Origin of the sequence: Leucobacter alluvii, from assembly GCF_039530485.1 — a bacterium.
Lineage (GTDB): Bacteria > Actinomycetota > Actinomycetes > Actinomycetales > Microbacteriaceae > Leucobacter > Leucobacter alluvii.
The window spans coordinates 120,333-133,016 of record NZ_BAAAOP010000003.1; the positions used below are offsets into that span (position 1 = coordinate 120,333).

Consider the following 12,684-nt stretch of genomic DNA (forward strand, 5'->3'; position numbering starts at 1 on the left):
GTTAGGAAGATACATGTTCGAACAGGTCGAAGGGCTGATCGCGGAGCACGCGCGGCTGCAGGAAGAACTGGCGGATCCCGCACTGCACGCAGACGCGTCGCGTGCGAAGAAGGTCAATCGGCGATACGCCGAGCTCAGCAAGATCAAATCGGCTCACGAGCACTGGCAGCAGGTGGGCGACGACCTCGAGGCGGCGCGGGAGCTCGCGAAAGAAGATGAGGCGTTCGCCGAGGAGGTCCCGGAACTCGAGGCCAGCCTGGCGGAGGCTCAGGAGCGTGTGCGGCGCCTGCTCATTCCGCGCGACCCCGACGACGCCAGAGACGTCATCCTCGAGATCAAGGGCGGCGAAGGCGGCGCCGAGTCGGCCCTCTTCGGCGCCGACCTGCTGCGCATGTACATGCACTACGCGGAGTCCAAGGGCTGGAAGACGGAGATGATCGAGGCCGACGAGAGCGACCTCGGCGGGTACAAGAACGTGCAGATCGCCATCAAGGCGAACGCGGCGGATCCATCGCAGGGCGCCTGGGCGCACCTCAAGTACGAGGGAGGCGTGCACCGCGTGCAGCGCGTTCCCGTGACCGAATCGCAGGGGCGCATCCATACGTCGACGACCGGTGTGCTCGTGTACCCCGAAGTGGACGAGCCGGAGGAGGTCGGGATCAACCAGAACGATCTCAAGATCGACGTGTACCGGTCGTCGGGCCCCGGCGGTCAGTCGGTGAACACGACCGATTCGGCCGTGCGCATCACGCACCTCCCGACGGGCATCGTCGTGGCGATGCAGAACGAGAAGAGCCAGTTGCAGAACCGCGAGGCCGCGATGCGCGTGCTGCGAGCGCGACTGCTCGCGCGTCAGCAGGAGGAGGCCGCGGCAGAGGCCAGCGCGCACCGGTCGAGCCAGATCCGCACGATGGATCGGTCGGAGCGCATCCGCACGTACAACTTCCCCGAGAACCGCATCGCCGACCATCGCACCGGATACAAGGCCTACAACCTCGACCACGTGATGAACGGCGCGCTCGACGCCGTCATCGAGTCGTGCATCCGTGCCGATGAGGAGGCGCGCCTGGCCGACCTCGGACAGGAGTAGGCGCGCCAGGCCCTGGCCGTGGGCCTGGTTCTGGTTCTGGACCTGGCCCTGCCTCTCACCGAAGCGCCCGGGGCCACGCGCCGAACCGCGACCCCGCAACCCGAACCGCGACCCCGCAACCCGGACCGCGAACCGCGACCCTGCACCCTGGAGAAATCGCGCACCACAGGCCCGGGGAAGGGGCGGAGGCCGGTACGCTGAACCCATGTCAGATGCCGTGCTGCCGCTCGTCGGTCCCCTGGTCACTCTCCGCGCCCCCGGCCCGGCCGATCTCGACCCGCTCGTCGCGATTCTCGACGAGCCGGAGGTCTCGCTCTGGTGGGTGGGCTACAGCCCGCAGCGCGTGCGCGCCGAGTTCATCGACGCCCCGGACGTCGCGCGCATCATCGAGGTGGAGGGGCAGACCGCGGGGGCGATGTTCGTGCTGCGCGGGGAAGATCCCGAGTATCCGACGACGGTGATGCACCTGTTCATCGGCACCGTGTTTCGCGGGCGGCGCATCGGCGAGGAGGCGCTGGCGCTCGCCATCCGCTCCGAGTTCGCGGAGGGGATCACGCGCGTGACTCTGGACCCGAACGTGAACAACCCGGGCGCGATCCGGAGCTACGAGCGCCTGGGGTTCCAGCGCGTCGGCGTGCTCCGCGATTACCAGGTGCGACCCGGTGGGGCGCTCGAAGACGCGCTGCTGCTCGACCTCACGCGATCCGACTTTCCCGACGGCCCGCCGCTCCCGTCGCGCGATTGAGCTCTGCGCGCGGCGGTAGCATGGCACTATGCGCGCTGCCCGTCCGATCCTTCCCTGGGTCGTCTGGGGAACCGCGGCGCTCGCCTACGCGATAGCGATCATCAACCGCTCGTCGCTCTCCGCCCTCGGTCCGGCGGCGCAGGAACACTTCGGCATCGATGCGACGACGCTGGCCTCGTTTCCGGTGATCCAGTTGCTGGTGTACGCCGGACTGCAGATCCCGGTGGGAGTGCTGCTCGATCGCATCGGGCCGCGCGCGATGATCCTCATCGGGGGCGTGCTGATGATCGTCGGGCAGGCGGCCATGGCGACCGTACCCGAGGTGGGGCTCGCCATCATCGCACGCGTGCTCGTGGGCGCCGGTGACGCCTGCACGTTCATCAGCGTCATGCGCATGCTGCCCGAATGGTTCTCGTTGCGGCAACTGCCGACCATCAGCCAGGCCACCGGCCTCATCGGGCAGTCGGGTCAGCTCGTCTCGGTCGTGCCGCTCGCCGTGCTCGTCGGAACCGCCGGTTGGATGGGCGGGTTCCTCGGCCTCGCCGCCGTCGGGTTGCTGGTCGTGATTCTCGGCGTCGTCGTGCTGCGAGATGCGCCCGGCCAGGAGACACTGCTCGAGCGGGTCACGGGGAGGCGGGGTCGCACGACCGAGAACGCGCGGTCGTTCGCCGACACGCGCACGGCCGCGATGGCCGCGGTGCAGCCGCCCGCGACTGAGATGATCCCCGTGATCTCCGAGGTTCGGGTGCGCGGACTGGGGTTCTGGAACCGCGCGCGGCGGCTGCTTCGACTGCCCGGCGTCAGGCTCGCGTACTGGGTGCACTTCGCCTCGCCGTTCGCAGCGAACGTGTTTCTGCTGCTCTGGGGAACCCCGTTCCTCGTCGGCGGCCTCGGGCTCGATGAGGCGGATGCGCGCGGTCTGCTCAGCCTCACCGTCATCTCTTCGATGGTGGCGAGCGTGGTGCTCGGCCCGTTGAGCTCTCGCTTCATCGAGCGCCGCGTCTGGTTCAATCTCGGCATCACCGTCGCGATCGCGCTCGTCTGGACATCGGTGATCGTCTGGCCTGGCACGCCTCCGCTCGGTCTCGTACTGGTGCTCCTGCTGATCCTGCCGCTCGGGGGACCGGCTTCGATGATCGCGTTCGAGGTGGCCCGGTCGCACACGCCTCGGAGCTACGCGGGGTTCGGCACGGGGCTCGTGAACACGGGCGGGTTCACGGCGTCGCTGCTCGTGATCCTGCTCATCGGTCTGGTGCTCGACGTGCAGGGCGCCGGATCGCCCGAGAACTACTCGCTCCACGCCTTCCAGGTGGCGTTCGCCGTGCAGATCCCGTTCTGGGCGCTGGGCATCGTCATGATCATCGTGGAGCAGCGGCGCACGAAGCGCTGGATGGACGAGAACGGACGCACGCTGCGCTGATGGCGCCGCGTCCCGCTCAGATCACGTAGAAGTCGGCCATGTCCGGCTGCTCGATCGGGGCACCTCGCCGCGGTCGCCCCTGCGCGGGGATTCCGGTGAGCGTGGTCCACGGCGGTGCCGACCGCACGACCACGGCGTTCGAGCCGATCGCGCTGTCGTGCTGGATCTCGATGTCGCCGAGCAGTTTCGCCCCGGCGCCGATGATGACCCGGTTGCCCACGGTCGGGTGCCGCTTGCCGCGGTCATGCCCGGTGCCTCCGAGGGTGACGCCGTGGTAGATGAGCACGTCGTCGCCGATGACGGCGGTCTCGCCGATGACGACTCCCATGCCGTGGTCGATGAACAGTCGGCGGCCGATCGTGGCCCCGGGGTGGATCTCGATACCAGAGCAGAATCGGGATACCTGAGAGATGGCGCGCGGCACGAACCGCATGCCGCGCCGCCACAGCGCATGCGACACGCGATGCCACCAGACGGCATGGAGGCCTGAATACACGAAGAACACCTCCGCCGCACTGCGCGCTGCTGGATCGTGCGCGCGGGCGGCGGAGATGTCTTCACGAATGCGGGAGAACACGCTCATCTCGTAGCGGGTGTCTGCGTCGTCAGATTCCTGCAGCCTCAGGCATCGAGGTCCTCGAAGAGCACCGTCGAGAAGTAGCGTTCACCGAAATCAGGGACGACGACGACGATCTTCTTGCCGGCGTTCTCGGGGCGCTTGGCGACCTCGGTGGCGGCCCAGACGGCGGAGCCGCCGGAGATGCCGGCGAGAATGCCCTCGTCCGTTGCGAGCGCGCGCGCCTTCGCGATGGAATCGGCGAGCGTGACGTCGATGACCTCGTCGTAGACCTCGCGGTCGAGGATCGGGGGAACGAAGTTCGCGCCGAGTCCCTGGATCTTGTGGGGACCAGCGTTGCCCTCGGTGAGCAGCGGCGAGTCGATCGGCTCGACGGCGATGACCTGCACGTTCGGGTTCTGCTCCTTCAGGTACCAGCCGGCGCCGGTGATGGTGCCCCCGGTGCCGATTCCCGCGATGAAGATGTCTACCGAGCCATCGGTGTCGTTCCAGACCTCCGGCCCCGTGGTGGCGCGATGGACTGCCGGGTTCGCGGGGTTCGCGAACTGCTTCGCGAGCACGGCGCCCGGCGTGTTCGACGCGATCTCCTCGGCCTTCGCGACGGCGCCCTTCATGCCGAGGGGGCCCTCGGTGAGCACGATCTCGGCGCCGTAGGCGCGCAGCATCTTGCGGCGCTCGATGCTCATGGTCTCCGGCATGGTCAGGATCACGCGGTAGCCGCGGGCCGCGCCGACGAAGGCGAGTGCGATCCCGGTGTTGCCGCTCGTGCCTTCGACGATGGTGCCGCCGGGCTGCAGATCGCCCGACTGCTCTGCGGCGTCGATGATGGCGATGCCGATGCGATCCTTCACCGAGCCGGCAGGGTTGTAGAACTCGAGCTTCGCGAACACCTCGGCGCCCGCATCCTCCGTAACGCGGTTCAGTCGGACGAGGGGCGTGTTGCCGAACGCCTGCGTGATGTTGTCGTAGGTCCGTGCCATGGTGCTGCATCCTCCTGGGGTCGAGTCGTTGCGGGCCGCTGGGGCGGCGAGGCCTCCTCAAACTATATCGATCGGTTATCCCTCGCGTTCGCAGACGTTATGCAGCAAGTCGCAGTGTGACGCCGAGCGCCAAATGGCATCGCACGTGCGCCGCACGACGGCTCGCGACCGATGTGGGAGGGTGGAGCCATGCTTGACGAACAGGGCACTGCCCCGACGGCGACCGCACGGGTCGATGTGCTGCTGGACGCGATGCGGCAGCGAATGCGCGCCGGGGGGATCGAGGATCCGTCGGCCGATGCCGAGCTCATCCTCGGGCACGTGCTCGGCGAGTCGCGCGGCCGGGTGCAGGCGCTGGCCGTGATGCACGCAGAGATCACGTCTGCTGACGCGGCAGTGGCGGTGGAACTCACGGAGGAGCGCGCTCGGCGGGTCCCGCTGCAGCATCTGACCGGCCGCGCGCCGTTCCGATCCATCGAGCTCGCGGTCGGCCCTGGAGTCTTCGTGCCGCGCCCCGAAACGGAGATCGTCGCTCAGTTCGCGATCGATGCGCTGCAGCTGGTCCCGGATCCCGAACCGATCGCCGTTGACCTCTGCACGGGGAGCGGCGCACTCGCCCTGGCAATGGCGCACGAAGTGCCGAGGGCCAGCATCTGGGCGGTCGAGATGAGTCGCGAGGCCTTCGCCTGGGCGGAGCGGAACGTCGCAGAGTGGGGTGACGGTCGCGTGTCGCTGATGCAGGGGGATGTGACCGTTCTGGAGGAGATCGCCGACCTCGCGCCGCTCGCGGGGCGCGTGCACGTACTGGTGTCGAATCCTCCATACGTGCCGAGCGGCATGGTGCCCCGCGATCCGGAGGTGCGGGATCACGATCCGCAGCTCGCGTTGTACGGGGGAGAGGACGGCCTCGACGTCGTTCGGAGCATCAGTCGGTCGGCGCGCGCACTCGTCGTCTCCGGCGGAACCCTCGTGATCGAGCACGCGGAGTCGCAAGGACGCGCGATCCGGGAGTTGCTGACCGCGGACGGCTGGCGCGCAGCTGCGACCCATCCGGATCTCACCGGGCGGGACCGGGCGACGACCGCTCTGCGATGAGAGGCCGGGTGGGCAATCCCGTCGGTCCCGTGCGCGACAGGAGTAGACTGGCGAGCTATGGCCGAGTTCTTCGATTGCTCCGATAGTTCGCAACTGCTCGCCGGTACGCGCACCGCACGGCAGGCGATCGGCCGGGGTGAACTCGTCGTCGTTCCGACCGACACCGTCTACGGCGTCGCCGCCGATGCCTTCAACCCCGATGCGGTGCAGCGTCTGCTCGATGCGAAGGGTCGCGACCGGCAGTCTCCGCCCCCGGTGCTGATTCCGAACACGGATACGCTCGCGGCCCTCGCCGCTGAGGTCGTCGCCCCCGTTCGCGCCCTGGCCGACGCGTTCTGGCCGGGCGCGCTCACGATCATCACGCAAGCCAACCCGCTCCTCAGCTGGGATCTCGGCGAGACCGGGGGCACCGTCGCGCTCCGCATCCCGCATCAGCCGCTGGCGCTCGAGTTGCTGCGCGAAACCGGGCCCCTCGCCGTCTCATCGGCCAATCTGACCGGTCGGCCGGCGGCGCGCACGGCGGCCGAAGCGCAGGAGATGCTCGGAGACTCCGTTTCGGTCTACCTCGACGCTGGCCCGGCGGCCGGCGACGGCGTCGCGTCGACGATCGTCGATGCGACGCGACTGACCGAGGACGGCGGCGAGATCCGCATCCTGCGCGAAGGCGGCGTCTCCCGCGATCTGATCGCGGAACTGCTGCCGCAGGTCGTGTTCGGGGAGTAGCGTGCTTGCCTACGTGACGGTCGTCGCGGTCGCGGCTCTCGTCACTGCGGTCGCCTCTTGGGGAGTGCTTCGGCTGAGCCGCCGCTTCCACTGGACGCCGGAAGTGCGCGCTCGCGATGTGCACACCGCGCCGACGCCTCGACTCGGCGGGGTCGCGATGTTCCTCGGGATCCTCGCAGCCTTCGCGGTCGCGGGAACGCAGCACGAGTTCGCGTCCCTCTTCGCCCAGCGCAACCAGATGTGGGCCTTGCTCGGTGCCTGCGGCATCATCGCCGTGGTCGGCGTGCTCGACGATCTGCTCGACCTCGACTGGATGATCAAGCTCGCCGCGCAGCTCGTCGCGTCCGGCATTCTCGCGTGGAGCGGCATCCAGATCGTCTCCCTGCCGTTCGGGGACACGCTGATCATCGGCTCCCCGGTGGTGAACTTCCTCCTCACCGTGTTCTTGATGACGCTGGTGATGAACGCCGTCAACTTCGTCGACGGCCTCGACGGCTTGGTCGCGGGTGTCGCGATCATCGCGAACTCGCTGTTCTTCATCTACACGCGTCTGCTCAACGACCAGATCGGGCGCGTCGACTCGGTCATCCTCGCGAGCCTCATCGCCATCGTCATCGTCGGCATCTGCGTCGGATTTCTGCCGTTCAATTGGCACCGCGCACGGATGTTCATGGGGGACACGGGAGCGCTGCTCGTCGGGCTGCTGATGGCGACGTCGACCGTGTCGGTGACGGGGCAGCTGAATCCGGCCTCCCTCGATCAGAAGCTCGTGCTCGCGAGCTACATTCCGATCATCCTTCCGATCGCCGTGCTGGCCCTGCCGCTCGCCGACTTCTCGCTCGCGGTCGCGCGGCGGCTGCGCGCGGGGAAGAGCCCGTTCACCGCGGACCGACTCCATCTGCACCATCGCCTGCTGGACATGGGCCACTCGCCGCTCCAAGCGGTCTGCATCTTCTATGCCGGCACCGCAGTGCTCTCGGTGGCGGTGCTGCTCGTCTTCACGACCCAGAGCTTCGTACTGCCTGCGATCGTGCTGGGCATCGGGGGAGCGGCCACGTTCGCGCTCCTGATGTACCCGGCCCGACGCGTCCGTGCAGCTGTGGCACGGAAGGGCTTGGTACCGTTGACGCGACGGCCCACCCGAGCCGACGCCGCCGGCGTCGATCCACTCGCCGAGCAGGTGCCGCCGAAAGGATCCCAGAGTGAGTGATCTCGCGCAGCCGAACGAGACCGACCCTCGGCCGATGCCGTCCTCCCAGCCCGTGCTGCTGCGCGCGCTGCGGTGGGGCCTGGTCGTTACCGCGGCCCTGATCGTGATCTTCGCGGTGATCGGGTACCTCGCGTCCGGTCAGCCGGGCCTCTGGGGCGGCGTCATCGGAACCGCGCTGGGCGGCCTCTTCCTGATGATGACGGTGGGCAGCATCGCGTTCGCGAATCGATTCATCGAGCGCGACTTTTACATCACGGCTTTCTTCGGCATCGTGCTCGGAAGCTGGGTCTTGAAATTCATCGTCTTCATCGTCGCCGTCGTCCTGCTGCGCGATGCCGAATGGCTGGATACGCGAGTCATGTTCTTCGGCGTGATCGCGAGCGTCATCGCCTCTCTGGTGCTCGACGTCGTGGTCATCTCGCGCTCGCGCATCCCGATCATCTCGGATACCCGGCGATCCTGAACCTGTGATCACACCGTTCCGAGTTTCTCCTGGAGCGGAAAGGTTGATACACTCAAGTGTTCCCTGCTGGGCTGGTTGCGCTGTGCCGCCACCGCCCCGGGGGCACGACCACCGTTCGACACCGTGCTGGCTGATGCCGCACCGAAGTCAGGAGAATGGCGCTGTTCGCTAACGCTATGCACCTCGTGGCCCCCGTACTTTTCGCGGCCGAAGAGGGTGAATTCCACGCGCCGACGATGGCCGAGTTCTTCCCCGACATCGTGCTCTTCGAAGGTACGCCGTTCGCGATGAACCGGATCATGATGATCCGTGTCCTCATGATGGTCGTACTGCTGCTCCTCTTCTGGCTCGGCACTCGCCGGATGCGTGTCATCCCCACGCGCGGGCAGTCCCTTGCAGAGATGGCGCTCGATTTCGTGCGCGTCAACATCGCGGAGGACCTGCTCGGAAAGAAAGACGGACGCCGCTTCCTTCCCATCCTCACCGCGATGTTCTTCTCGATCCTCGCCTTGAATATCACCGGCATCGTGCCCGGCTTGAATATCGCCGGAACGTCGGTGATCGGTTACCCTCTGGTACTCGCGGCCGTCTCATACGTGACGTTCATCTACGCTGGCATCAAGAAGAGCCCGGGCAACTTCTTCAAGAACGCGCTCTTCCCGGCCGGGGTACCGAAGGCGATCTACATCATTGTCACCCCGATCGAGTTCATCTCGACGTTCATCATCCGCCCGGTGACGCTGACCCTGCGACTCATGATGAATCTGCTGGTCGGCCATCTCTTGCTGGTGCTTCTGTTCGCAGCGACTCAGTTCTTCCTCTTCTCCGGCGAGGGCTTCTTCAAGCTCTTCGGCGTCGGCACCTTCGCCTTCGGTGCAGTCTTCACCCTGTTCGAGATCCTCGTCGCTGTGCTGCAGGCCTACGTCTTCGCACTTCTCACCGCCGTCTACATCCAGCTCGCGCTGGCTGAAGAGCACTAACCAATCGGGTTCGGCAACCGCCGCACTCACATACGGAAGGAAACACATACCGTGTCTGTTCTCGCTGAAATCTCGGGCAACATCGCAACCGTCGGTTACGGCCTCGCTGCCATCGGACCCGCCATCGGCGTGGGTATCGTCGTCGGCAAGACCATCGAGGGTGTCGCCCGCCAGCCCGAGCTCGCCGGCCGCCTACAGGTCCTCATGTGGATCGGTATCGCGTTCACCGAGGCGCTCGCGTTCATCGCGATCGCGACGCCGTTCATCTTCGCTGCCTAAGCCGCTTACACCTTTCCCTAGTCTCGAAAGGGAGGCTCGATGATTAACGCAGTCCTAGCTGCTGCTGAGGAAGGCTCGACGAAGAACCCGCTTCTTCCCGAGACCTACGACATCGTGTGGTCTGCGGTCGTCTTCGCCATCATTCTCGTCGCATTCTGGAAGGTCTTCCTTCCTAAGATGCAGACGATGCTCGATGCTCGCGCAGAGGCGATCGAAGGCAACATCGCCAAAGCCGACGAGGCTCAGGCGAAGGCCGAGGCCGCACTCCAGGAATACACCGCCCAGCTCGCGAGCGCTCGGCAGGAGGCCGGCGAGATCCGCGAGTCGGCTCGTCTCGACGCGAACAAGATCGTCGCAAAGGCGAAGGAGGATGCGGTGACCGAGCAGGCACGCATCACCCACGCCGCGCAGGCGCAGATCGAGGCCGAGCGCCAGAGCGCTGTCGTCTCGCTCCGCAAGGACGTTGGCTCGCTCGCGATCGACCTCGCTTCGAGCGTGGTCGGCGAGACGCTCACCGACGACCAGAAGGCTTCGGCGCTCGTCGATCGCTTCCTGGCCGACCTCGAAGCATCCGAGAAGGCGGCTCAGTAATGGGAAGCGCGTCACGCGAAGCACTGGCCCAGGCGCGAACCGCGCTCAGGTCCGGTCTCGACTCGAACGCCGGCGGTGAGCTGCTGCAAGCGGCGAGCCGGGTCGCTGAGAGCCCCGCGCTCGCAGCGGCGCTCGGCGATGCTTCGGCTCCGGCCGAGGCGAAGTCGCAGCTGGTCGAGCGACTCTTCAGCGGTCTCTCCGCTGGCGCGCGCTCAGTACTCACCGCTGCCGTTCAGGCCCGGTGGTCGAATGTCGCCGAGTTCGTCTCGGGCGTCGAAGAGCTCGGCATTCGTGCGGAAGGCGCCGTGAACCCGGCGCTCTCCGATGAGCTCCTCGCTACGGTCGATGTGATCGATCGCAACCATGAACTGCAACTCAGCCTCGGCAGCAAGCTGGCAGACCCTGCCGGCAAGCTCGCCCTCGTGCAGCGCCTCTTCCAGGGGAAGACATCGGCTTCGGCCCTGACCGTCCTCTCGCATCTCGTCGCAAGCCCGCGCGGTCGGCGTCTCGACGCCACGCTGCGTCAGGCAGCACGCCTCGCGGCGGATGAGGCCGGCAGCGAGCTCGCAACGGTCACCGTTGCGACGCCTCTCACGGCGGAGCAGCAGCAGCGTCTGGCACGCGCACTCGAGCAGTCGGTGGGGCGCCCCGTGCGCATCACGACCGTGGTCGACCCGACTCTGGTCGGTGGAGTCCGGGTGCAGATCGCCGATGACGTGATCGACGGAAGCGTTCGCGCGCGGCTCGCCGATCTCCGACAGCAGCTCGCTGCATAGCGACAACTTTTCACCCCCGGGGGCTGCGCTTCCGGAACAGACAGAGGAAACGAAATGGCAGAACTCTCAATCAGCCCGGATGAGATCCGTAACGCGCTGAAGGACTTCGCAGCGTCGTACGAGCCCACCGAGGCTGGCAAGACCGAGGTCGGCACGGTCGTCGACGCCGCTGACGGCATCGCGCACGTCGAGGGACTCCCGGGCGTGATGGCGAACGAACTGATTCGCTTCGCGGACGGCACCCTGGGTCTCGCGCAGAACCTGGAAGAGAACGAGATCGGTGTGGTGGTGCTCGGTGAGTTCACCGGCATCGAAGAGGGCCAGCAGGTCACCCGCACCGGCGAGGTGCTCTCCGTTCCCGTTGGCGAGGGCTACCTCGGCCGCGTCGTCGACCCGCTCGGCAAGCCCATCGACGGACTCGGCGAGATCACCGGAATCGAAGGCCGTCGCGCCCTCGAGCTCCAGGCGCCCGGCGTCATGCAGCGCAAGTCGGTGCACGAGCCTCTGCAGACCGGCATCAAGGCGATCGACGCCATGATTCCCGTCGGCCGTGGCCAGCGCCAGCTCATCATCGGCGACCGTCAGACCGGCAAGACCGCCCTCGCGATCGACACGATCATCAACCAGAAGGCGAACTGGGAATCGGGCGACATCTCGAAGCAGGTGCGTTGCATCTACGTCGCGATCGGTCAGAAGGGCTCGACCATCGCTTCGGTGAAGGGCGCGCTCGAAGACGCCGGAGCGATGGAGTACACGACCATCGTGGCATCCCCGGCTTCGGATCCCGCTGGTTACAAGTACCTCGCCCCCTACACCGGCTCGGCCATCGGCCAGCACTGGATGTACGCGAGCAAGCACGTCCTCATCATCTTCGACGATCTGTCGAAGCAGGCTGAGGCCTACCGCGCGGTATCGCTGCTGCTGCGTCGTCCGCCGGGGCGCGAGGCATACCCGGGTGACGTCTTCTACCTCCACTCCCGTCTGCTGGAGCGGTGCGCGAAGCTCTCCGACGAGCTGGGCGCTGGTTCGATGACCGGTCTGCCGATCATCGAGACGAAGGCCAACGACGTCTCGGCCTACATCCCGACCAACGTGATCTCGATCACCGACGGCCAGATCTTCCTGCAGTCCGACCTGTTCAACTCGAACCAGCGTCCCGCGGTCGACGTCGGCATCTCGGTGTCGCGCGTGGGCGGCGACGCTCAGGTGAAGTCGATCAAGAAGGTCTCGGGTACGTTGAAGCTCGAGCTCGCTCAGTACCGTGCGCTCGAGGCGTTCGCGATGTTCGCGTCGGATCTCGATCCGACCAGCCGCAGGCAGCTCGCCCGCGGTGCGCGCCTCACCGAGCTCCTCAAGCAGCCCCAGTACACCCCGTACCCGGTCGAAGAGCAGACCGTGTCGATCTGGGCGGGTACCAAGGGCTTCATGGATGACGTTCCGGTGGAGGACATCCTCCGCTTCGAGCGCGAGTTCCTCGACTACCTCGGACGCAACTCCGAGGTGCTGGGCACGCTCCGCACGACGAACGTCCTCGCCGACGAGACTGTCGCCGAGCTCGAAAGCCAGATCGGCAAGTTCACGAGCGAGTTCCGCACGTCGAGCGGTCAGAGCCTGGCCGAGCAGTTCGACGCGATCGACGAAGCCGAGATCCAGCAGGAGCAGCTGGTCGTCAACAAGAAGTAGGGATCAGTGGGCGGGGACGATCGTCCCCGCCCACCCCGAACCTTGATCACCAGCCAGCCCCAACCACTACAG

14 protein-coding genes are annotated in these 12,684 nt (G+C 66.8%); 12 read left to right on the forward strand and 2 right to left on the reverse strand.

Annotation, left to right across the window (positions count from 1 at the left end):
- Positions 1-13: 13 nt before the first annotated feature.
- The 3 genes from prfA to ABFX18_RS02610 all read left to right on the forward strand — a co-directional run bounded on the left by prfA (position 14) and on the right by ABFX18_RS02610 (position 3,255).
- Positions 14-1,090: a peptide chain release factor 1 gene (prfA, locus tag ABFX18_RS02600; protein WP_090150424.1), complete on the forward strand. Its 1,077-nt coding sequence runs from the start codon at positions 14-16 to the stop codon at positions 1,088-1,090.
- A gap of 205 nt (positions 1,091-1,295) precedes the next feature.
- Positions 1,296-1,835, forward strand: a complete 540-nt coding sequence (locus ABFX18_RS02605) for a GNAT family N-acetyltransferase (RefSeq protein WP_346057277.1) — start codon at positions 1,296-1,298, stop codon at positions 1,833-1,835.
- A gap of 28 nt (positions 1,836-1,863) precedes the next feature.
- Positions 1,864-3,255: an MFS transporter gene (locus ABFX18_RS02610; RefSeq protein WP_346057278.1), complete on the forward strand. Its 1,392-nt coding sequence runs from the start codon at positions 1,864-1,866 to the stop codon at positions 3,253-3,255.
- A gap of 16 nt (positions 3,256-3,271) precedes the next feature.
- Here ABFX18_RS02610 and cysE read toward each other — a convergent pair whose 3' ends face one another.
- Entirely contained in the window at positions 3,272-3,838 is a 567-nt protein-coding gene (gene cysE / locus ABFX18_RS02615) for a serine O-acetyltransferase (RefSeq protein ID WP_090150415.1), read from the reverse strand.
- A 38-nt stretch (positions 3,839-3,876) separates the two neighbouring features.
- Positions 3,877-4,812, reverse strand: a complete 936-nt coding sequence (cysK, locus tag ABFX18_RS02620; protein WP_346057279.1) for a cysteine synthase A — start codon at positions 4,810-4,812, stop codon at positions 3,877-3,879.
- A 189-nt stretch (positions 4,813-5,001) separates the two neighbouring features.
- On the opposite strand from cysK, the gene prmC reads away from it, so the two are divergent.
- The 9 genes from prmC to atpA all read left to right on the forward strand — a co-directional run bounded on the left by prmC (position 5,002) and on the right by atpA (position 12,612).
- The gene (prmC, locus tag ABFX18_RS02625) at positions 5,002-5,907 is read left to right on the forward strand and encodes a peptide chain release factor N(5)-glutamine methyltransferase (protein WP_346057280.1); all 906 of its coding nucleotides are present in this window, start codon (positions 5,002-5,004) and stop codon (positions 5,905-5,907) included.
- A gap of 57 nt (positions 5,908-5,964) precedes the next feature.
- Positions 5,965-6,630 carry an L-threonylcarbamoyladenylate synthase gene (locus ABFX18_RS02630; protein WP_211648677.1) on the forward strand — a complete coding sequence of 222 codons (666 nt, stop codon included), beginning with the start codon at positions 5,965-5,967 and terminating at the stop codon, positions 6,628-6,630.
- Between the two features lies 1 nt (position 6,631).
- Positions 6,632-7,840 carry an MraY family glycosyltransferase gene (locus tag ABFX18_RS02635; RefSeq protein ID WP_346057281.1) on the forward strand — a complete coding sequence of 403 codons (1,209 nt, stop codon included), beginning with the start codon at positions 6,632-6,634 and terminating at the stop codon, positions 7,838-7,840.
- Positions 7,833-8,303: a Cg1360 family ATP-synthase-associated protein gene (locus tag ABFX18_RS02640; RefSeq protein WP_346057282.1), complete on the forward strand. Its 471-nt coding sequence runs from the start codon at positions 7,833-7,835 to the stop codon at positions 8,301-8,303. The genes ABFX18_RS02635 and ABFX18_RS02640 overlap by 8 nt, the downstream gene beginning before the upstream one ends.
- 155 nt (positions 8,304-8,458) lie before the next feature.
- Positions 8,459-9,283 carry a F0F1 ATP synthase subunit A gene (gene atpB, locus ABFX18_RS02645; RefSeq protein ID WP_428833626.1) on the forward strand — a complete coding sequence of 275 codons (825 nt, stop codon included), beginning with the start codon at positions 8,459-8,461 and terminating at the stop codon, positions 9,281-9,283.
- Positions 9,284-9,334: 51 nt separating this feature from the next.
- Positions 9,335-9,562, forward strand: coding sequence for an ATP synthase F0 subunit C (gene atpE, locus ABFX18_RS02650; protein WP_010157574.1), 228 nt, complete (start codon positions 9,335-9,337; stop codon positions 9,560-9,562).
- A gap of 39 nt (positions 9,563-9,601) precedes the next feature.
- The gene (locus tag ABFX18_RS02655) at positions 9,602-10,153 is read left to right on the forward strand and encodes a F0F1 ATP synthase subunit B (RefSeq protein WP_346057284.1); all 552 of its coding nucleotides are present in this window, start codon (positions 9,602-9,604) and stop codon (positions 10,151-10,153) included.
- The gene (locus tag ABFX18_RS02660) at positions 10,153-10,929 is read left to right on the forward strand and encodes a F0F1 ATP synthase subunit delta (RefSeq protein ID WP_346057285.1); all 777 of its coding nucleotides are present in this window, start codon (positions 10,153-10,155) and stop codon (positions 10,927-10,929) included. Before ABFX18_RS02655 ends, ABFX18_RS02660 begins: the two co-directional genes overlap by 1 nt.
- A 54-nt stretch (positions 10,930-10,983) precedes the next feature.
- A complete protein-coding gene (gene atpA / locus ABFX18_RS02665) occupies positions 10,984-12,612 on the forward strand; it encodes a F0F1 ATP synthase subunit alpha (RefSeq protein WP_090150388.1) in 1,629 nt (542 codons plus the stop codon).
- The last annotated feature ends 72 nt before the right edge of the window (positions 12,613-12,684 follow it).